Genomic DNA, 20082 nt, shown 5'->3' with positions numbered 1-20082 from the left:
TCAGGCGACCCGGCGGATGGGTCCGAGCCAGGGCTCGAGACCGTCGTCGGCGACGTCCCAGTACGGGCCGCGCGCCGCGAGCTCGGCATCGGTGAGCAGGCACTCGACGAAGACGCGGCGCAGCTCCTCGCGCGCGTCGTCTTCCCGCAGGCCCGTGACGAGCAGGCGCGTCATCGGCCGGGAGCGCCCCCACTCCCCCTGGAGGCCGACGCTCAGCTGCCCGCCCGCGCCGTCCCAGACGCCGATGGCGCCCGGCCGGCTGGCCAGCCAGAAGCACCCGCGCGAACGGAACGGGCCGCCGCCGAGGACGTCGACGCGGTCGTGGAGGCGCTGCGGGTGGAAGGGCCGGTCGGCGATGAGCTCGAGGCTCCACACGTGGTGCCCCTCGGCGGCGCGGCTCGGGCCGTCGTGGACCTCGCCGACCCACGCCTCGGTGGCGTCGTGGTCGTGCAGGCCCGGCAGCAGCTGCTCGGCCCGCAGCCCGGGCCAGTCGCGGGTCACGAGGGCGCCGGGGCGCACGAGGTGGGTGACCAGCTGGACCCCGGCATCGGGCGTCTCGCCGAAGAGGGCCACGAGGTCGGCGTACTCGACCATCCCGCCGAGCACCTCGCCCACCCCACGCCGGTCGGTCCCGAGCGTCCCGAGGTCGCGCTCGGGGAGGATCTCGTCGCCGAGGACGTCGTCGAGGACGCGGGCACCGTCGAGGGCCGCGACGACCCCGGCGATGCGCACGCTCGGGGCGACCGCGGGGTCCCAGCCGAGGACGCGGCAGACCGAGAGCCCGTCCGCGGCCACCGGCAGGTGGGCGACGACGGCGCCCCAGCGCCCGAGGGAGCCGAGGCGCTCCAGGGTCGGCAGGACGTCCTCGCGCACGGCGCAGCTGGAGCAGGCGTGCTCGAGCGGCACGACCTCGCGCTCGAGCAGCCCGGTGAGGTCCGAGACGGTCCGCACGAGGTGCCCGGCCGCGGCGTCGAGGTCGTGCCGGACGACGACGGCATCCGGCAGGTCGAACTGCAGGCCGATGGTCGCGGCGGCCATCGAGTCGGCGTCGAGGCCGGTGACGAGGAAGACCGGGACGCGGCTCACGACGCGCTCCCGCGCCGGCCGTAGCGACGGTTGAACCGCTCTACACGGCCCTCGCTGTCGAGGGTTCGGGCCCGTCCGGTCCAGAACGGGTGGGAGTCGGCCGAGACCTCGACGTCGATGACCGGGTAGGTCGCGCCGTCGAGCTCGACCGTCGCCTCGGGCACGCGGGTCGAGCGGGTGAGGAACACCGCGCCGGTCGAGCGGTCGCGGAAGACGACCTGCTCGTAGCGCGGGTGGATGCCGGGACGCACGCGCCCCTCCTTCCGGGTCGGGAATAGTTTGATAACGGTTCTCATTCTATGTCATGGTGGCCGCGCCACCGCAACCACCCAGGAGGTCCCACCCGTGTCCCGCACGTGCATGGTCACCGGAGCCACCCCCGGCTTCGGCCACCGCATCTCGCACTCGCACCGCCGCACGAAGCGCCGGTTCGACGTCAACGTCCAGCACAAGCGCTACTGGGTGCCGAGCCTGGGCCGGTTCGTGCGGCTCACGGTGTCCGCCCGGGGCATCAAGACCATCGACGCCCGCGGCATCGACGCGGTCGTCACCGACCTGCTCCGGAAGGGAGTGAAGCTCTGATGGCGAAGAAGTCCGCCGACGTCCGCCCGAAGGTGATCCTGCGCTCGAGCGCGGGGACGGGCACGAGCTACGTCACCGAGAAGAACCGGCGCAACGACCCCGAGCGGCTCGTCCTGCGCAAGTACGACCCGAAGGTCCGCCGGCACGTCGAGTTCCGCGAGTCGCGCTGATGGCCAAGCGGAGCCTGCGCGTCGCCGACGAGCGGCGGCGCGCGGTCGTCGCCCGGTTCGCGGAGCGACGGGCCGCCCTCAAGCGGGCGGCCACCGATCCGCGCGCCAGCGAGGAGGAGCGCGCTGCGGCCCGGCTCGGGCTGCAGCGCCTCCCCCGCGACGCCTCCCCGACCCGGCTCGTGAGCCGCGACGTCGTCGACGGCCGGCCGCGGGCGGTGTACCGCCGGTTCGGGCTCTCGCGGGTCCGGCTGCGCGAGATGGCCCACCGTGGCGAGCTGCCGGGGGTCACCAAGAGCTCTTGGTGACCCGCCTCCCTCTCGACGTGTTGCGAGCTCGGCCGCTCGACACGCCGCCAAGAGGCGTGTCGAGCGGCCGAGCTCGCAATAAGTGGGAGCGTCGCGGGGTTGGCCCGAAGGACCACACTCCCCCGACGTCGCAGGAGATGACCGCATGAGCCTCGAGCGCCCCACCGCCCCGAACCCGTACGAGATGCTGCCCGCCGTCCCGTCCTTCACGGTGACGAGCGAGGACGTGACCGACGGCGCGCCCCTCAAGGACGACCAGGTCGCCGACCAGGGGAACACCTCGCCGCAGGTCTCCTGGAGCGGCGCCCCCGAGGGCACGCAGAGCTACGTCATCACCGTCTTCGACCCGGACGCCCCCACCCCGTCCGGCTTCTGGCACTGGGTCCTCGTCGACGTGCCCGCCGACGTCACGTCGCTGCCGGCCGGCGCCGCGGCGGGGGAGCTGCCCGGGAAGGCCTTCCACGTCCGCAACGACGGCGGCGAGCACGGCTTCACGGGCGCCGCCCCGCCCGAGGGCGACGTGCCGCACCGCTACTACCTCGTCGTGCACGCCGTCTCCGAGCCCACGCTCGGGGTCGACGCCGACGCCTCGCCGGCCGTCGTCTCGTTCAACCTCGCCTTCAAGACCCTCGGCCGAGCCGTCATCCACGGGACCTACCAGCACTGATGCGACCAGCCGTCGCGCCCCGTCGCGACGGAATCCGTCGTCCCATCGCGCCCCCGCTGCCCTTTCCGGCAGCGGGGGCGCACCCGTATGCTCGCCGGCATGCACCAGTACATCGCCGGTGAGCGGCGGACCGGCAGCACCGGCGAGCGCTTCGACGTCCTCGACCCCGGCACCGACGAGGTGGTCGAGTCCGTCGTCCTCGCCGGCACCGACGACGTCGACGCCGCGGTCGACGCCGCGACCGCCGCCTACGCCGACTGGTCGCGCGCGACCCCGGCCGAGCGCTCGGCCGTCCTGCTCAAGGCTGCGGCCCTCCTCGACGAGCGCACGGAGGAGCTCGCGCAGCTCGAGTCGCGCCAGGCCGGCAAGCCGATCCGCCTCGCGCGCGAGTTCGACGTGCCGGGCACCGTCGACAACACCGCGTTCTTCGGCGCCGCAGCCCGCCGCCTCGACGGGATGGCCACCGGCGAGTACTCCGCCGACCACACGAGCACGATCCGTCGCGAGCCGATCGGCGTCGTCGGCTCGATCGCCCCGTGGAACTACCCCCTCCAGATGGCCGCCTGGAAGGTGCTGCCGGCGATCGCCGCGGGCAACACGATCGTCCTCAAGCCGGCCGAGATCACGCCGCTGACCTCGCTCCCCTTCGCCGAGGCCTTCACGGAGGCCGGCGCGCCCCCCCGGGGTCGTCAACGTCGTCACCGGCACCGGGCCGGTCGCCGGCGAGCACCTCGTCGCCCACCCCGGTGTCGCGATGACGTCGTTCACCGGCTCGACCGCCGTCGGCCGCCGGGTCATGGCCACGGCCGCGGCCACCGGCAAGCGCGTCCACCTCGAGCTCGGGGGCAAGGCGCCGTTCGTCGTGTTCGATGACGCCGACCTCGAGGCCGCGGTCCACGGCGCCGTCGCCGGCAACCTCATCAACGCCGGGCAGGACTGCACCGCCGCAGCGCGGGCCATCGTCCACCGCTCCGTCTACGACGAGTTCGTCCGGGGCGTCGCCGACCTCTACGGCTCCGTGCGGATGGGCCCGACGGCCGACCCGGCCACCGACCTCGGCCCGCTGTCGTCGCGCGCACACCTCGACAAGGTCGCCGGGATGGTCGAGCGCGCCCGCGGGTACGCCCGCGTCGTCCGCGGCGGCGCCACCCCCGGCGGCGACCTCGCCCGGGGCTGCTACTACGCGCCGACCGTCGTCGCCGACGTGCCGCTCGACTCCGAGATCTGGCGCGACGAGGTCTTCGGCCCGGTGCTCGTCGTCGTCCCGTTCGACGACGACGACGAGGCCATCCGGCTCGCCAACGACACCGAGTTCGGGCTGGCCGCCTCGGCCTGGACCCGCGACACCTACCGCGCCGGCCGCGCGACCCGCGAGATCGCCGCCGGCTGCGTGTGGGTCAACGACCACATCCCGATCATCAGCGAGATGCCGCACGGCGGGTACAAGTCCTCCGGCTTCGGCAAGGACATGTCGGCGTACTCGTTCGACGAGTACACGAACGTCAAGCACGTCATGCACGACATCACCGGCGAGGCGCACAAGCCGTGGCACCGCACGATCTTCACGCTGCCGGGCTGACGTGGCGCCGTCCGCTCCGGGCGGGCGCGCGCCGGGCCTCCTCGCCTACCGTGAGGGGATGAGCGAGCTGCTGCCCGGCGACCCCCTGCGCACCGCCGCGAACATCGTCACCGGCGCGGTCGACCGCGTCGTCGGCCTCGTCCGCGGCGACGACCGCCCGCCGCCGCCCACGGCCGGGTCCGTCGACCTCGCCCGGTACGCCGGCCGCTGGTACGAGCTCGCCCGCCTGCCGATGACCTTCCAGGACGACGCGACGGTGAGCATCGCCGAGTACACGCTGCGTGACGACGGCTCGGTCGGGGTGCACAACGAGAGCCACCGCGGCGACGAGCTCGAGCACTCCATCGACGGCTCGGCCACCCCGGCGGAGGGCGCCGAGGAGAGCAAGGACCGGCTGCGGGTGCGCTTCGGCGGCCTCGTCCGCTTCGTGCCGGTGTCGTCCGAGGGCAACTACTGGGTGATGCGCCTCGCCGACGACTACTCCACCGCGCTCGTCGGCACACCCGACCGCTCCGCCCTCTGGATGCTCGCCCGCGACGAGCACGCCTGGGGCTCACCGGCGGTCGGGGCGCACCTCGCCTGGGCCGAGGAGCAGGGCTTCGACCTCGACCCGCTGCTCGTCGCCGACTGGACCACCCGCACGACACGTCCGTACCGCCGCACCGCCTGACGCACACCGACCCCGACCAGTTCGCCTCAGCCCGACCCCGAAAGGCCGCCCGATGACCGAGTTCGCCTCCCCCGACGTCCAGCCCGACAGCGAGAAGGGCGCCCAGGTCGCGCGCGACGACCGCGCGCACGTCTTCCACTCGTGGTCCGCGCAGGCGCAGATCGCGCCGCTGCCGATCGCCGGCGCGTCGGGCTCGTACTTCTGGGACTTCGAGGGCAAGCGCTACCTCGACTTCTCGAGCCAGCTCGTCAACGTCAACATCGGCTACCAGCACCCGAAGCTCGTCGCCGCCATCCAGGAGGCCGCGGCCCGGCAGTGCACCATCGCGCCGAGCTTCGCCGACGAGTCGCGCTCCGAGGCCGCGCGGATGATCGCCGAGCGCGCCCCCGAGGGCCTCGACAAGGTCTTCTTCACCAACGGCGGCGCGGAGGCCACCGAGAACGCGATGCGGATGGCGCGCATCCACACCGGCCGCCACAAGATCCTCACGACCTACCGCAGCTACCACGGCGCGACGAGCGGCTCCATCCTCGCGACCGGCGAGCCGCGCCGCTGGGGCTCCGAGCCGGGTGCACCGGGGTTCGTGCACTTCTGGGGCCCCTACCCCTTCCGGTCGGCGTTCCACTCGACCTCCCCGGAGCAGGAGTGCGAGCGCGCGCTGCAGCACCTGCGCGACACGATCATGGTCGAGGGGCCCCAGACGATCGCGGCGATCATGCTCGAGACCGTCGTCGGCACCAACGGCATCCTCGTGCCGCCGGACGGCTACCTCGCCGGCGTCCGCGAGCTGTGCGACGAGTTCGGCATCCTCTGGATCGCCGACGAGGTGATGGCCGGCTTCGGGCGCTGCGGCGAGTGGTTCGCCGTCGACCACTGGGACCTCGCGCCCGACCTCATCTGCTTCGCGAAGGGCGTCAACAGCGGCTACGTGCCGCTCGGTGGCGTCGTCATGTCCAGCAAGGTCGCGGCGACGTTCGACGACCGCCCCTACCCCGGCGGCCTCACCTACTCGGGCCACCCGCTGGCCTGCGCCTCGGCCGTCGCGTCGATGCGGATCTTCGAGGAGGAGGGCATCCTCGAGCACGTCCGGAAGATGGCCGACACCGTCATCGGACCGCGCCTGGAGGAGATCCGCGCCGCGCACCCCTCGGTCGGCGAGGTCCGCGGCCTCGGGATGTTCTGGGCGCTCGACCTCGTCAAGGACGCGACGACGAACGAGGCGCTCGTGCCCTACAACGCCTCGGGCGAGTCCGCGAAGCCGATGGGCGAGCTGATGGCCGCGTGCAAGGCCGAGGGCCTGTGGCCGATGACCCACTTCAACCGGCTGCACGTCGTGCCGCCGTGCACGACGACCGCCGAGGAGCTCACCGAGGGCCTCGACATCCTCGACCGCGCCCTCGCCGTCGCGGACGCCCACGTCACGGCCTGACCCCGAGGGCTCGCAGCGCGGGCTACACCGCAGTACGTGTCGTTGTGGCGACACGTACTGCGGTGTAGCCCGCGTCGGCGTCAGTGGTGGGCGTCGTCGAGCGTCAGCCCCGCCGGCACGAGGCGCCACACCGCGAGCGCCGCGAGCGCGGTGAGCACCGCCCCGACGGCGCCGACCGCCGCGAAGGCGGTGACGAACGCGTCGGAGGCGACGCCGAAGGACGGCCCACCCACCGCTCCGGCCACGGACTCCCGCGCGGCGCCGCCCACGTCGGCGGGCAGGCCCGCGCGGTACACCGCACCGACCAGGCTCCCGAGGAAGGTGATGCCGAGCACCGCTCCGAGCTCGTAGGTGATCTCCTCGACGGCCGCCGCGGAGCCGGCCTGGGCGTCCGTGGCCGCGCCCATGATGAGGGCCGAGCCGAGGCCGAGCGCGGAGGTGCCGAGGCCGACCACGGCGAAAGCGACCGCGACCCAGGGGTAGGTCGCGGGGACGACCGCCAGCAGCGCCAGCCCCGTGGCGAGCACCCCGAGACCGCCCGTCAGCACGAGTCGCGGGCTCGTCCGCGCGGCCAGGGCCGGGGCGAACGGCGAGGCGACCATCGCGCCCACGGCCAGTGGCAGGAGCGCGACACCCGACTCCAGCGGGCTCCACCCCTCGACGAGCTGGAGCCACTGGCTGCCGACGAAGAGCACCGAGGCCATCGCGGCGCTGCTCGCGAGCGCAGCGACGACGCCGGCCCGCAGCGTCGGCCGGGCGAACAGGCGCACGTCGAGCATCGGCCGGTCGGAGGCCAGCGACCTCCGGGCGAAGGTGGCCAGCGCGAGCACCCCGACCACGAGCAGGACGAGCGTCGGCAGGGTCGGGCCGTGCTTGCCGAGCTGCTTGGCCGCGTAGACGGCGGCGGTCATCCCGCCCGCCGAGAGGAGGACCCCGGCCGCGTCGATGCGGCCCGGGCGCCCCGAGCGGTCCTCGCGGAGCAGCCGGACGGCAGCGACGATCGCGAGGAGCATGAGCGGGACGTTGAGGAGGAAGGCGGAGTGCCAGCTGAAGGCCTCGAGCAGCGCGCCCCCGACGACGGGCCCGACCGCGGCACCGAGCGCCGCGGTCGCACCCCAGATGCTCAGCGCGAGCGTCCGCTCGCGGGCGTCGGGGAAGTGCGCACGGATGAGCGACAGGGTCGAGGGCATGACCATCGCCCCGCCGAGCCCGAGCACCGCGCGGATCGCGACGACCGCCGACGCGCTGTCGGCCCAGAGCACCGCGACCGAGCCGGCCGCGAAGACGCCGTAGCCCGCGACGAGCATCCGCTTGCGCCCCCACCGGTCGCCGAGGGCGGTGACCGGCACGAGCAGGCCGGCGAGCGCCAGCGCGTAGGCGTCGACCACCCACAGCTGGGCGACCGAGCCGAGGCCGAGCTCCTCGGTCATGCCGGGCAGCGCGACGTTGAGGATGGTCATGTCCATGACGACGACGAGCAGGCTCGCCGCGAGGACGGCCAGCGCCCACCAGCGGCGGGGGTCGGCGGTGGTGCGGGCGCGGGGCGGGACGAGGACGGTCATGGCGCGACCACCCCCGAGAAGAGGGTCGACAGGACGAGCCGGCCGGCGTCGCGACGGGCGACGTCACCGACGCGCACGGACTCGCGCGCGGCGACGAGCAGGCCGTAGATGGCGGCCCCGAACCAGCGCAGCGGCAGGTCGGCCCGCAGCACACCGGCCCGCTGCGCGGCGGCGAGGAGGACCGACTCGCGGTCCTCGAGCAGGCGGGTGCGCTCGACCAGCTCCCCGGTGGCGAGGATGACCTGGTCGGTCAGGGCGAACCCGAACCGGTCGGAGTCCTCGACGTAGCCGAGCACGAGCGTCTCGAGCGTGGCGCGCAGGCGGTCGGCGTCGCCCGTGGCGGCCACCCCCTCGACGTCGGCGTCGTCGAGGCGCCGCTCCCACTGGTCGAGGGACCGGGTGCCGAGCTCGACGAGGAGGGCCTCGCGGGAGTCGAAGTGGCGGTGCATCGTGGCCCGGCTGATGCCGGCGGCCTCGGCGACGGCGCCCATCGACGCCGAGGCGTCGGTGTTGAGCACCCGCTGGGCGGCGGCCAGCACGTGGTGGCGGTCGGCGGCCATCGGTCGGTTCCTCTCGTCGTCGTGATGAGACATCACTGTCTCATGTGCGACACGAGAATCTCAAACCGCCCTGGGTCCTGCGACCGCTTCCGACGCCATCGGCACCCGACCGCCGCGCCCCGGATGCGGGCTACACCGCAGTACGTGCCGCTGTGGCGACCGTTACTGCGGTGTAGCCCGCGCCGTGCGTCAGGAGGCCGACGGCGCCGGGGTGGGGGAGGAGGCCGGCGCACGGTTGGCCGGCTTCTGGGGCAGCTCGACGCCGCACTTCTCCGCGGCCGCGCGCAGGTCGGACCGGACGGCGCGACGCTGCTCCTTCGTCATCGGCCCCCAGGGGCGGGTGACCTTCGCGTCGTCGAGGCACTGCTTCTGGGTGTCGCTCAGGCCGTCCCAGAAGGCGCGCGCCCTCGGGAAGGGCAGCTCGACACCGCACGTCTGCGCGGCGGCGGTCACCTACTCGCGCAGCGCGGCCTTCTCGGCGTCGTCGAGCGGACCGACCGGTCGGCTGACCTTCGCGTCCTCGAGGCACTGGCGCTGGGTGTCGCTCAGCTTCTTCCACCACGCGCGGCCCGGGTGGATGCGCGCCTGCGGTCCGGCGTCTTCGGAGCTCGCGGCGCTGACGGCATCGACGGCGGCCACCGGGGCGGGGGCGGCGGACGCGGCGGTCGTCGCGACGACACCGGTCGTCACGGCGGCGCCGCCGACGGCGAGCGCGACGAGGGAGGTGCGGAGGGCGGGCATCGGGGGCTCCTTGCGGGATGGGTCCTGTGCTGACGGTGACGACGATGCGCGCCGACCCTCGCGGCCACCGCAGGCCGACCTCGCGACTTCCTGAAGACCACGTCCCGACAACCGCACTGACTGCGAGTTCCGCCGCTCGACCCGCCGCGGCGCGGCGTGTCGAGCGGCGGAACTCGCAAGAAGTCGGGGAGGGGGCGAGGGACGAGCGTCTTCAGGAAGTCCCGAGGTTTCCTCCAGACGGGCGCGACCCCGCCGTGGGACCGTGGGCCCCGTGGCCGACCCCACCCCCGCCCCGCGCGTCCTCGTCGTCGACGACGAGGAGAACATCGCCTACCTCGTCACCTCGGCCCTGCGCCTGGCCGGGATGGACGTGACCGCCGCGGCGAGCGGCGAGGAGGCGCTGGCCGCGGCCGCCCGCACCAGCCCCGACGTCGTCGTCCTCGACGTGATGCTCCCCGACCTCGACGGCTTCGAGGTGCTGCGGCGGCTGCGCGCGACGGGCAGCACGACCCCGGTCCTCTTCCTCACCGCCCGCAGCGACACCGCCGACCGGGTGCGCGGCCTGACCAGCGGCGGCGACGACTACGTGACCAAGCCGTTCGCCCTCGAGGAGCTCGTGGCCCGGGTCCACGTCGCGCTGCGCCGCGCCGGCACCGCGGCCGCTCCGAGCGCGCGCCACCGGGTCCACGACCTCGTCCTCGACGAGGACCAGCATCGCGTCTGGCGCGGCGACACCGAGGTCCACCTCACGGCGACCGAGTTCAGCCTGCTGCGGCTCCTGCTCGTCAACGCCGGCCGGGTCGTCACCCGGGCGCAGATCCTCGACCACGTGTGGCAGTACGACTTCGCGGGCGAGAGCGCCATCATCGAGTCCTTCGTCTCGACGCTGCGCAAGAAGGTCGACACGGTCGAGCCCAAGCTCCTGCACACCGTCCGCGGGGTCGGCTACACCGTCCGGGAGCCCTGATGACGCTGCGCCGCCGGCTGCTCGTCGCCGCGGCCGTGCTGGCGGTCGTCGCGGTCGTCGCCGGCAGCGCGGTCGTCGTCGTGCAGCGCGCCTTCCTCGTCGGGCGGCTCGACGCCGAGATCGCGGCCCTCGCGCAGAACCCCCGTGCCGTCCTCCTCGCGTCGCAGCGCGCCGAGGGAGCCGTCGCGACCGCGGCCCTCAGCGACGTCTACGTCGGCCGGATGACCGCCGACGGGCGGCTCACCACCGTGCTCGCCCCCCAGGACGACCCCGACCTCGTCCCCGCGCTCGGCCCCGGCGAGCAGGTGCCCACGCCCGAGGGCCGTGCGACGGAGGCCGGCACCGCCCAGCACGTGCGCGTGGTGACGGTGACGCTGCCCAACGGCCGCGCGCAGGCCGTCATCGCCGTGCCGACCACGCCGGCCGACGTCGCGACGCGCCGCCTCGCCGTCACGCTCGGGCTGACCGGCCTCGTCGCGGCGGTGCTCGTCGGCCTGCTGCTCTGGTGGGTCGACCGGCTCGGGCTGCGGCCCATCGCCGCGATGACCGAGGCCGCCGGCGCCATCACCGCCGGTGACACCGCCCGCCGCGTCCCGCCGGGGCCGCCCGGCACCGAGGCCGCCCGGCTCGGCGAGGCGCTCAACACGATGATCGACACGACGACGGCCACCAACGAGCGGATGCGCCGCTTCGTCGCCGACGCCTCGCACGAGCTGCGCACCCCGCTGACGACCGTCGGGGGCTACGCCGCGCTGCACGCCGCCCGCCCGGCCGGCCCGCTCGACGCGGCGGGCCGCGCCGAGGTCGACGACGCGATGCGGCGCATCGGCGACGAGGCCGGCCGGATGCGCCGGCTCGTCGACGGCCTGCTCGACCTCACCGGGCTGGAGTCGCCGGACGCGCTCCGACGCGAGCCGGTCGACCTCGCGGCCGTGCTGCGCGACGTCGCCTCGGACCTGCGGGTCGTCGCGCCGGACCGCGTCGTCACCCTCGAGGCACCCGATCGGCTCGTCGTCGCCGCGGACCGCGACCGCGTCACCCAGGCCGTGGTGGGGCTGACGTCGAACGCCGTCCGGCACACGCCGGCGGGCACCCCGGTCGCGCTGCGGCTGCACGCCGTGCCGGGGTGGGTGCGCATCGAGGTCTCGGACGCGGGGCCCGGCATCCCCGCCGAGCACCTGCCGCACCTGCTCGAGCGGTTCTACCGGGTCGACCGCTCCCGCAGCTCCGGCAGCGGGGGGTCCGGGCTCGGGCTCGCCGTCGTCGACGCGGTGGCGCGCGCGCACGGCGGCACGGTGTCGGTCGCGTCGACGCCGGGGGTGGGCACGACGTTCGTCCTGGACCTCCCCGACCGACCGGCCTGACCCTGTGGACGGAGTCGGCGGATGTCGGTCCGCCGACGTACGGTGGGGTGTTCGGGTCCGTCGCGCCAGGGGACGGACCGTTCCCGTGGGAGGAGGGTGCCCGTGGCCCGGGTCGTCACCGCCGGACGGCTCGCCGAGCTGACCAACCGCGAGCTCGGCGACGTCTGCGGCACCGTCACCGTCGCGCGCGGGCTCGCGTACGCGCGCGAGGGCCGCGTCGTCGACGTCCACGTGTCCTCCGACGGCGCCCACGCCACCGGATGGGTCGGCGGCAGCCAGGGCGAGACGTACACGACCGAGGTCGCGCTGCGGCCCAGCGAGTCGGTCGGCACCCGCTCCGTGCGGCGCTGGCACAGCGAGTGCTCGTGCCCGGTCGCCAGCGACTGCAAGCACGCGGTCGCGGTCGCCGCCCGCGTCCGCGAGCTCGACCCCACCCCTGCCGCCCCCGGCGACGAGCCCCGGCCCGCGTGGGAGCGTGCGCTCGGCGGCGTCCTCACCGACGACGTCCCCCGGCACGTCACCCCCGTCGGCCTGCTCATCGAGGACGCGGCGCCCGCCGGTGGACGGGCCCGCGTCGCCGACGACACCGGGCGCGCCCAGCTGCGGCTGCGCCCGGTCGTCCCGGGCGTGCGCGGCGCCTGGATCCGCACCGGCGTCTCCTGGGAGAGCTTCGCCGGCGGTTACTACGGCTACGGCCGGGTCACCTACTCCGACGACCACGTCGACGCGCTGACCGCCATCGCCGACGCGCACCGCCGCTCGGTCCGGGCCTTCGGCTACGGCCGGATGCCCGACGCCATCCTCCTCGACCACCTCGGCAGCGGCTGGGTGTCGCTGCTGCGCTCGGCCGACCGCGCCGGTGTCCGGCTGCTCACCGACCTCACCGGCGAGGGGCACGTCGCCTTCGCCTCCGACCCCGCCGAGCTCGTCGTCGACATCGAGCGCACCGCCGACGGCGCCACGCTGCACCCGCGCCTCGACCTGCCCGTCGAGCCCGGCACCGACACCCACCTCGTCGGCTCGCCGGCCACCGGCTTCTGGCTGCGCGACGACGGCACCCTCGTCCTCGGCGCGCTGACCGAGCCGCTCGACGGCTCCCGGCAGCGCCTGCTCGACCTCGGCGTCGTCGACGTCCCCGAGGCCGACTGGGCCCGCTTCACCGTCACGCACCTCCCGGCCCTGCGGCGCAAGGCCCGGGTCCGCAGCCTCTCCGACGAGCTCGACCTGCCGGACGCCGTGCCGCCGCGCCTGGCCCTCGACGTCACCGTCGAGCCCGGGCACCGCACCCACCTGCGCTGGGGCTACCGCTACGGCGGCCCGACCGGCGTGCACGTCCCGCTCGGCTCCGACGAGCCCGACCCGATGCGCGACCACGGCGCCGAGCGCCGGCTCGTCGACGAGCTGCGCGCCGTCCCGGAGGTCGCCGACCTCGACGTCCTCTGGCAGGTCGTCGCGCAGCACCCGCGCCTGGTCCCCGAGCTGCGCCTGCACGCGTTCACGACCATCGCCTTCAGCCGCCTGCTGCCGGTGCTCGAGGAGCTGCCGTTCCTCGACGTCGAGGTGCACGGCGAGGTCGCCGAGTACACCGAGGTCGACGAGGCGCCGCTCATCCAGGTGTCGACGAGCGACGGCCCGGGCGGCGGTGGTGGCGCCTCCACCGACTGGTTCGACCTCGACATCTCGGTCACGGTCGCCGGCGAGGACGTCCCGCTCGCGCCGCTCATCGAGGCGATCGCCCGCGGCCACGAGCACCTCATCCTCGACTCCGGCACGTGGTTCTCGCTCGCCCGCCCCGAGCTCGAGACGCTGCGCCGGCTCGTCGACGAGGCCCGCTCGTTGCAGGACAAGCCGACCGACCCGCTGCGCATCTCGGCGGTGCACGTCGGCCTGTGGGAGGAGCTCGCGGCGCTCGGGGTCGTCGACGAGCAGAGCGAGCGTTGGCGGCGCACCGTCGGCCGCCTCGTCGACGGCGAGGGCGTCGAGCCGGCCGAGGTGCCGGCGGCCCTCCAGGCGACGCTGCGCCCGTACCAGGTCGACGGCTTCCGCTGGCTGTCGCTGCTGTGGGACTGCGGTCTCGGCGGCGTCCTCGCCGACGACATGGGCCTCGGCAAGACGATGCAGATGCTCGCGCTCGTCCTGCGGGCCCACGAGCGCGGCGAGCTCGAGCACCCCGTGCTCGTCGTCGCGCCGACGTCGGTGCTCTCGACGTGGGCCGGTGAGGCCGCGCGCTTCGCGCCGTCGCTGCGGACCGTCGTCGTCGACCGCACCCGCGGCAAGGACGGGCGCTCGCTCGCGGCGGCCGTCGGCGACGCGCAGGTCGTCATCACCTCGTACACCGTCGCGCGCATCGACGGCGAGTCGTGGCGCTCGCGCGAGTGGTCGGCGGTCGTCCTCGACGAGGCGCAGTTCGTCAAGAACCACCAGGCGAAGACCTACCAGGCGGTGCGGCGGCTCAGCGCGCGGGCGAAGTTCGCCATCACCGGCACCCCGCTCGAGAACTCGCTGATGGACCTGTGGTCCCTGCTGTCGATCGTCGCGCCGGGGCTGCACCCGCGGCCGGGGGCGTTCAAGGAGCAGTGGGCCACCCCCATCGAGCGAGACGGCGACACCGAGCGCCTGGCCCTGCTGCGCCGCCGCGTCCGCCCGCTCATGCTGCGGCGCACCAAGGAGGCCGTGGCCCGCGAGCTGCCGCCCAAGCAGGAGCAGGTCCTCACCGTCGACCTCCACCCGCGCCACCGTGCCGTCTACGACCGGCACCTCCAGCGCGAGCGCCAGCGCCTGCTGGGGCTCATCGACGACTTCGACGGCAACCGGATGGCGGTGCTGCGCGCGCTCACCGCGCTGCGGCAGATGTCGCTCGACCCCTCGCTCGTCGACGAGGAGTACGCCGGCCTCGCCGAGTCCGCCAAGGTCGACACGCTCGTCGAGCACGTCACCGAGCTCGCCGGCGAGGGCCACCGGGCGCTGGTGTTCTCGCAGTTCACCGGCTTCCTCGCGATCGTCCGGCGCCGGCTGGAGGCCGAGGGCATCGCCTACGAGTACCTCGACGGCCGCACCCGCGACCGCGCCGACCGGATCGCCGCCTTCCGCGACGGTGACGCCCCGGTGTTCCTCATCTCGCTCAAGGCCGGCGGGTTCGGCCTCACGCTGACCGAGGCCGACTACGTCTTCGTCCTCGACCCGTGGTGGAACCCGGCTGCCGAGGCGCAGGCCATCGACCGCGCGCACCGCATCGGCCAGACCCGGCCGGTCAACGTCTACCGGCTGGTCTCGCGCGGCACCGTCGAGGAGAAGGTCGTCGCCCTCCAGGAGCGCAAGCGCGACCTCTTCACGCGGGTCGTCGACGAGGGCGGCGCGATGAGCCGGGCCCTCACCGCCGACGACCTGCGCGGCCTCCTCTCCGGCTGAGACTTCGCGCCCCTCCTCTCCACGAACGTGTGTTGACTCGCCGGGATTCTCCGGCGATCTCACACGCGTTCGCGGTGCGGGAGAGGGGAGGCGGGGGTCAGTCGGGGCGGGTCATCGCGGCGGGGACGACCCACCGGTCGTAGTCCTCGTCGGTGACGTGCCCGGAGGCGAGCGCCGCCTCGCGCAGCGTCGAGCCGTCGCGGTGCGCCTGCTTCGCGATGGCCGCCGCCGCGTCGTAGCCGATGTGCGGCGCGAGCGCGGTGACGAGCATGAGGTCGGCGTCGAGGTGCTCGGCGATGCGCTCGCGGTCGGCCTCGAGACCCTCGACGCAGTGCTCGCGGAAGGAGCGGCAGGCGTCCGCGACGAGCCGTACCGACTCGAGCACGGCGTGCGCCATGACCGGCGTGAAGACGTTGAGCTGGAAGTTGCCCTGCGTGCCGGCGAACCCGACCGTCGCGTCGTTGCCGAACACCCGCGTGACGACCATCGTCATCGCCTCGGACTGGGTGGGGTTGACCTTGCCCGGCATGATCGAGGACCCCGGCTCGTTCTCGGGGATGCGCAGCTCGCCGATGCCGGTGCGCGGCCCCGACGCCAGCCAGCGGACGTCGTTGGCCAGCTTCATGAGCCCGCCCGCGAGCGTCCGCAGCGACGACGAGACCGCGACGAGCGCGTCGTGCGCGGCGAGCTGGACGAACAGGTTGTCGGCCTGCCGGAAGGCGAGCCCCGTCTCGGCCTCGAGGTGACGGGCGACGGTGGGGCCGAACGCGGCCGGGGCGTTGAGCCCGGTGCCGACCGCAGTGCCGCCGATGGCGAGGGCGAGCACCCGCTCGCCGGCGTACCGGACGTCGGCCTGCGCCTCGCGCAGCTGCCCGGCCCACGCGCCGATCTCCTGGCCGAGCGTGACCGGCGTCGCGTCCTGGAGGTGCGTGCGCCCGACCTTGACGACGTCGCCGAGCTCGGCGGCCTTGGCGTCGAGGGCCGCGCAGAGGGCGTCGACCGCCGGGTGCAGCCGCTCGGCCAGCTCGAGGGCGACGGCGACGTGGACCGCCGTCGGGAAGGTGTCGTTGCTCGACTGGCTGCGGTTGACGTGGTCGTTCGGGTGGACCGGGTCCTTGGAGCCGAGCTCGCCGCCGAGGATCTCGACCGCGCGGTTGGCGACGACCTCGTTGGCGTTCATGTTCGACTGCGTGCCCGAGCCGGTCTGGAAGACGACGAGCGGGAAGTGGTCGTCGAGCTCGCCGCGCGCGACCTCGTCCGCGGCCCGCACCACGGCGTCGGCGACCTCCTGCGGCAGCAGCCCGAGCTCGGCGTTGGCCAGGGCCGCGGCCTTCTTGAGCAGCCCGAGCCCGCGGACGACGGGGCGCCCCCAGACGAAGGTGTCGCGGCCGATGTCGAAGTGCTCGAGGCTGCGCTGGGTCTGCGCCCCCCAGTAGCGGTCGGCCGGCACCTCGACCGGCCCCATCGTGTCGCGCTCGGTGCGGGTGGACCCGCCGACGGCCTCGGGCTGCGTGCTCATCCCTCCACTCTCCCTCCGAACGCGTGTGAACTCGCCGGTCGACCCCGGCGAGTTCACACGCGTTCGCGGTGGGGGCGGGGTTGGTGGAGGGGCAGGTGACGGTCCGGATACGGCTCCGCCGACAGACTCCCGTGCCGAGCCGCGCTCTGCCACACTCGTCCTCTGCCCATTCGCAGCGTCGCGAGCCCGGGTCCGGGTCCTCGTCGGTGCGCCGCACGGAAGGAGCGAGGATGCCGAGGCTCGATGCGACCAGCGGTGCCCCGTCCGCGCCGACGCTCTGGATGGCCCGCCGCGAGTGGCGCGCCGCCCTCGAGCTCGCGTCCTCCGCCGTGCGCACCCGCGACATCGCCGGCTGGCCGGTCGGGGACGGTCACCCCGTCATCGTCCTGCCGGGTTTCCTCGCCGGCCCCGAGTCCACCGTCTTCCTCCGCTCGCACCTGCGCCGCCTCGGCTACCGGGTCCACGACTGGCGCCAGGGCCGCAACCTCGGCGCGAGCCCGGAGCTCGCCGCCCGGCTCGAGGACCTCCTCCTCGAGGTCTACGACCGCTACGGCCGCAGGGTCAGCCTCGTCGGCTGGAGCGCCGGAGGCATCTACGCCCGCGAGATGGCTCGCGCCCTGCCCCACTACACCCGCTCCGTCGTCACGCTGGGCAGCCCGTTCCGCCACCACCCGGCCGCCACCCGCGCCTGGGCGATGTACCGCGTGATGAACCGCCACCACCTCGACCAGATGTTCACCGAGGAGGCCCTCGCCCTGCGCGCGGCGCCGCTCGAGGTGCCGACGACGAGCATCTGGTCGCGCACCGACGGGATCGTCGCGTGGGAGTGCTGCGTCCTCGACCCCGGCCCCCTCGCCGAGAACGTCGAGGTCGACGCGACGCACCTCGGCTACGGCCACCACCTCGACACCCTGCGCGTCCTCGCCGACCGGCTCGCCCAGGAGGAGGGCGCCTGGCGGCCGTGGGTCGCGCCCACCGCCACCGCAGCGCCCGAGCACCCCGACGACGGCGACCCGCTGCACGACGTGGCGGGCTGAGGCGGGTGCCGCGCTCGCGCTGGGCCTCGCCGCTGGACGCCGTCTTCCTCATCGGGGAGACCCCCGAGACCCTCATGCACGTCGGGTCCCTCCTGCACTTCTCGATGCCCCCGGACGCCGACGACGCCTGGCTGCGCGACCTCGTCGCCGACGTGCGCGCCTCCCCCGTGCGGACGCCGTGGACCTACCGGCTGCAGACCCGGCGGCTGCTGCGCCAGCCGGTGCACCGCTGGGTCGAGGACGAAGCCTTCGACATCGACTACCACGTGCGGCACTCGGCGCTGCCGAGCGGCGGCGGCGAGCGCGAGCTCGGCGTGCTCGTGTCGCGGCTGCACTCCAACCAGCTCGACTTCCGCCGCCCGCCGTGGGAACTGACGTTCATCGAGGGCGTCGCACCCGGGCAGTTCGCCGTCTACACGAAGATCCACCACAGCCTCGTCGACGGCTACACGGGAAACCGCCTGCTGCAGCGCGGGCTCACCGAGGACCCGGACGACCGCACCCACCCGCACTTCCTCGGGCTGACCCGCCCGCCGCGCGCCGAGGGCGAGCCGCGCGAGCCGGTCGGTGACGTGACGGCCATCCTGCGCAGCATCGGGAACGCGGTGACCTCGATGCCGGAGGTCGCGCGCACCCTCGTCGGCACCCAGCTGCGGCGCGGCGGGCCGAGCACCCGGGCGGTGGCGTCGTACCAGGCGCCGGTGAGCATCCTCAACGGACGCACCGGCCGGGCCCGCCGGTTCGCGACGCAGCAGTACGAGCTCGAGCGGCTGCGCGCCGTCGCGCGCGCCCGCAACGCGACGCTCAACGACGTGCTCATGGCCGTGTGCGCCGGGGGCCTGCGGCGCTTCCTCGACGACCTCGCGAGCCTGCCGGACCGGCCGCTCGTCGCGTTCGTGCCGGTCAACGTCCGCGCCCCCGAGAGCGAGGGCGGCGGCAACTACGTCGGGGCGACGCTGGTGTCTCTGGCCACCGACATCGAGGACCCGGTCGCGCGGCTCGCCGCGATCACCTCGTCGTCGCGCGCCGCCAAGGCCCGGATGCGCGGGATGGGCGGCGACGCGGTCATCGCCTACAGCGCGATGCTCCTGGCGCCGGCCGGTCTCCAGGTGCTGCGGGCGATGAGCGGGCTGCCGCTGCCCGGGCCGCTGACGCTCAACGTGTGCATCTCGAACGTGCCGGGGCCGACGAAGCCGCTGTACTGGCGCGGGGCGCGGCTCGACGCCACCTACCCGGTGTCGATCCCCGGGCACTCGATGGCGCTGAACATCACCGCCCAGTCGTACGCGGGCACGCTCAACCTCGGGTTCATCGGCGACCGCGACGCCCTGCCGCACCTGCAGCGGCTCGCCGTGCACACCGGCGCCGCCCTCGAGGAGCTCGAGGCCGCCACCGGTACCGCCTGACGCGTCGGTCAGCCCTGCGGCGGCTCCCCCGTCCCGATGTTGACCATCCACGAGATGCCGAAGCGGTCGGTGAGGGTGCCGAACTCGTCGCCCCACATCTGCTTCTCGAGGGGCATCGTCACGGTGGCGCCCTCGGAGAGCCCCTCCCAGTAGCGGCGCAGGGCGTCGTCGTCGCCGCTCAGCGAGACGTGGACGGTGGAGGCGGCGGTGGCGGGGGCGTCCTGCCCGGGCGGCAGGTCGGAGGCCATGAGGACGAAGCCGTCGGGTGTGGCGAGGTAGGCGTGCATCACGCCGTCGGCGCCCTCCCCCTCCATCCCGTACTGGCCGAAGGTCATGACGTCGAGGCTGCCGCCGAGGACCTCCTGGTAGAAGGTCATCGCCTCGCGGGCGGTGCCGGGGAAGTTGAGGTAGGGGTTGAGCTGGCTCGCCATGGTGGCCTCCTGCGCCGGGTCGTCGATGACGCTGGACGACGCTACGCCGGGTCACCGACACGGACCAGCCCCTCCGGGAGGGGGGGAGTCGGAGGGGCCGGTCGGTCGGTGGGGGTCAGAGCTCGACGGTGTGGCTCTCACCCGCGTCGGGGCGGTCGCCGGTCAGGCGCGCCTTGACCATCTCGACGACGGTCGCGGCCTTGCCGGGGCTGTCCCAGTACTGCGCGGACTCGCCGTCGACGCGGATGACGGCGACCTCCGGGTCCTCGGGCTCCTTCTGGAACCAGGTCTTCGCGAACTCGTTCCACAGCTCGCGGGCCTTCTCGGGGTCGTGGCGGACGCTGGCCCGGCCGGCCACCGACACCCACGCGCCCTCCTTCGCGAAGGCGACGTTGACCTGCGGGTCGGCCTCGATCTCGGACGCCGCGGCGCTGTCGCGCTGGGCGAGGAACCAGAACGTGCCGTCGTCGTCGACCTCCTGCAGCGTCATCGGGCGCGAGGTCAGTGCGCCGCTCTCGCGGTGCACGGTCGTGAGCATCGCGGTGCGCTGGTCCTCGACGAGCTCCTTGACGTGGGCAGCGCCCTCGTGGTGGGTCATC

The 20082-nt window shown here is 74.4% G+C and carries 20 protein-coding genes and 2 pseudogenes; 13 read left to right on the top strand and 9 right to left on the bottom strand.

Translation table 11 applies throughout. The features are described from left to right. Together J3473_RS04960 and J3473_RS04955 are read right to left on the bottom strand one after the other, a co-directional pair. The gene (locus J3473_RS04960) at positions 1-1086 is read right to left on the bottom strand and encodes a GTP-binding protein (RefSeq protein ID WP_207022167.1); all 1086 of its coding nucleotides are present in this window, start codon (positions 1084-1086) and stop codon (positions 1-3) included. Further along, complete coding sequence (locus J3473_RS04955) at positions 1083-1337, bottom strand: type B 50S ribosomal protein L31 (RefSeq protein ID WP_207022166.1); 255 nt, start codon at positions 1335-1337, stop codon at positions 1083-1085. The genes J3473_RS04960 and J3473_RS04955 overlap by 4 nt, the downstream gene beginning before the upstream one ends. 94 nt (positions 1338-1431) lie before the next feature. On the opposite strand from J3473_RS04955, the gene rpmB reads away from it, so the two are divergent. The 8 genes and pseudogenes from rpmB to J3473_RS04920 all read left to right on the top strand — a co-directional run bounded on the left by rpmB (position 1432) and on the right by J3473_RS04920 (position 6488). Next, the gene (gene rpmB / locus J3473_RS04950; RefSeq protein ID WP_207022165.1) at positions 1432-1668 is read left to right on the top strand and encodes a 50S ribosomal protein L28; all 237 of its coding nucleotides are present in this window, start codon (positions 1432-1434) and stop codon (positions 1666-1668) included. Then, positions 1668-1838, top strand: coding sequence for a 50S ribosomal protein L33 (gene rpmG, locus J3473_RS04945; protein WP_173027316.1), 171 nt, complete (start codon positions 1668-1670; stop codon positions 1836-1838). The genes rpmB and rpmG overlap by 1 nt, the downstream gene beginning before the upstream one ends. After that, positions 1838-2143 (top strand): 30S ribosomal protein S14, encoded by a 306-nt coding sequence (gene rpsN, locus J3473_RS04940; protein WP_207022164.1) that lies wholly within the window; start codon positions 1838-1840, stop codon positions 2141-2143. The genes rpmG and rpsN overlap by 1 nt, the downstream gene beginning before the upstream one ends. 145 nt (positions 2144-2288) lie before the next feature. Then, positions 2289-2810 (top strand): YbhB/YbcL family Raf kinase inhibitor-like protein, encoded by a 522-nt coding sequence (locus tag J3473_RS04935; RefSeq protein WP_207022163.1) that lies wholly within the window; start codon positions 2289-2291, stop codon positions 2808-2810. Positions 2811-2897: 87 nt separating this feature from the next. After that, positions 2898-3431 (top strand): annotated as a pseudogene (locus J3473_RS19710) (aldehyde dehydrogenase family protein); the annotation flags it as partial. 121 nt (positions 3432-3552) lie between these two features. Next, a pseudogene (locus tag J3473_RS19705) lies at positions 3553-4389 on the top strand (aldehyde dehydrogenase family protein); the annotation flags it as partial. A gap of 58 nt (positions 4390-4447) precedes the next feature. After that, positions 4448-5059 (top strand): lipocalin family protein, encoded by a 612-nt coding sequence (locus J3473_RS04925; RefSeq protein ID WP_207022162.1) that lies wholly within the window; start codon positions 4448-4450, stop codon positions 5057-5059. A 52-nt stretch (positions 5060-5111) separates the two neighbouring features. Then, positions 5112-6488, top strand: coding sequence for an aspartate aminotransferase family protein (locus J3473_RS04920; protein WP_207022161.1), 1377 nt, complete (start codon positions 5112-5114; stop codon positions 6486-6488). 80 nt (positions 6489-6568) lie between these two features. On the opposite strand, the gene J3473_RS04915 is transcribed toward J3473_RS04920, so the two are convergent. From J3473_RS04915 to J3473_RS04900, 4 genes are all read right to left on the bottom strand, one after another. Further along, entirely contained in the window at positions 6569-8050 is a 1482-nt protein-coding gene (locus J3473_RS04915; protein WP_207022160.1) for an MFS transporter, read from the bottom strand. After that, positions 8047-8610 carry a TetR/AcrR family transcriptional regulator gene (locus J3473_RS04910; RefSeq protein WP_207022159.1) on the bottom strand — a complete coding sequence of 188 codons (564 nt, stop codon included), beginning with the start codon at positions 8608-8610 and terminating at the stop codon, positions 8047-8049. Before J3473_RS04910 ends, J3473_RS04915 begins: the two co-directional genes overlap by 4 nt. Positions 8611-8799: 189 nt before the next feature. Then, entirely contained in the window at positions 8800-9063 is a 264-nt protein-coding gene (locus J3473_RS04905; RefSeq protein ID WP_207022158.1) for a hypothetical protein, read from the bottom strand. Then, positions 9064-9351: a hypothetical protein gene (locus J3473_RS04900; RefSeq protein ID WP_207022157.1), complete on the bottom strand. Its 288-nt coding sequence runs from the start codon at positions 9349-9351 to the stop codon at positions 9064-9066. Between the two features lie 271 nt (positions 9352-9622). Here J3473_RS04900 and J3473_RS04895 point away from each other — a divergent pair, with 271 nt between their 5' ends. The 3 genes from J3473_RS04895 to J3473_RS04885 all read left to right on the top strand — a co-directional run bounded on the left by J3473_RS04895 (position 9623) and on the right by J3473_RS04885 (position 15090). After that, entirely contained in the window at positions 9623-10318 is a 696-nt protein-coding gene (locus J3473_RS04895) for a response regulator transcription factor (RefSeq protein ID WP_242525694.1), read from the top strand. Then, positions 10318-11682, top strand: a complete 1365-nt coding sequence (locus J3473_RS04890; protein ID WP_207022155.1) for a cell wall metabolism sensor histidine kinase WalK — start codon at positions 10318-10320, stop codon at positions 11680-11682. Before J3473_RS04895 ends, J3473_RS04890 begins: the two co-directional genes overlap by 1 nt. 102 nt (positions 11683-11784) lie before the next feature. Further along, positions 11785-15090: a DEAD/DEAH box helicase gene (locus J3473_RS04885; RefSeq protein WP_242525693.1), complete on the top strand. Its 3306-nt coding sequence runs from the start codon at positions 11785-11787 to the stop codon at positions 15088-15090. Between the two features lie 97 nt (positions 15091-15187). Here the strand turns inward: J3473_RS04885 and fumC are convergent, their stop codons facing one another. After that, positions 15188-16609: a class II fumarate hydratase gene (gene fumC, locus J3473_RS04880; RefSeq protein ID WP_030526260.1), complete on the bottom strand. Its 1422-nt coding sequence runs from the start codon at positions 16607-16609 to the stop codon at positions 15188-15190. A gap of 230 nt (positions 16610-16839) precedes the next feature. Between fumC and J3473_RS04875 the strand changes: the two genes are divergently transcribed. Both J3473_RS04875 and J3473_RS04870 read left to right on the top strand, forming a co-directional pair. Next, entirely contained in the window at positions 16840-17646 is an 807-nt protein-coding gene (locus tag J3473_RS04875) for a triacylglycerol lipase (protein WP_207022153.1), read from the top strand. A 5-nt stretch (positions 17647-17651) separates the two neighbouring features. Further along, positions 17652-19052: a wax ester/triacylglycerol synthase family O-acyltransferase gene (locus J3473_RS04870; protein WP_207022152.1), complete on the top strand. Its 1401-nt coding sequence runs from the start codon at positions 17652-17654 to the stop codon at positions 19050-19052. Positions 19053-19060: 8 nt separating this feature from the next. On the opposite strand, the gene J3473_RS04865 is transcribed toward J3473_RS04870, so the two are convergent. Together J3473_RS04865 and J3473_RS04860 are read right to left on the bottom strand one after the other, a co-directional pair. Further along, positions 19061-19483 carry a VOC family protein gene (locus J3473_RS04865; RefSeq protein WP_207022151.1) on the bottom strand — a complete coding sequence of 141 codons (423 nt, stop codon included), beginning with the start codon at positions 19481-19483 and terminating at the stop codon, positions 19061-19063. A 115-nt stretch (positions 19484-19598) separates the two neighbouring features. Then, complete coding sequence (locus tag J3473_RS04860; RefSeq protein ID WP_207022150.1) at positions 19599-20081, bottom strand: pyridoxamine 5'-phosphate oxidase family protein; 483 nt, start codon at positions 20079-20081, stop codon at positions 19599-19601. Between the last annotated feature and the right edge of the window lies 1 nt (position 20082).

Origin of the sequence: Phycicoccus sp. DTK01, from assembly GCF_017312765.1 — a bacterium.
Classification (GTDB): domain Bacteria; phylum Actinomycetota; class Actinomycetes; order Actinomycetales; family Dermatophilaceae; genus Phycicoccus; species Phycicoccus jejuensis.
The sequence above is the reverse complement of the archived record's forward strand: the minus strand, read 5'-3'. Positions and strand labels throughout refer to the sequence as shown.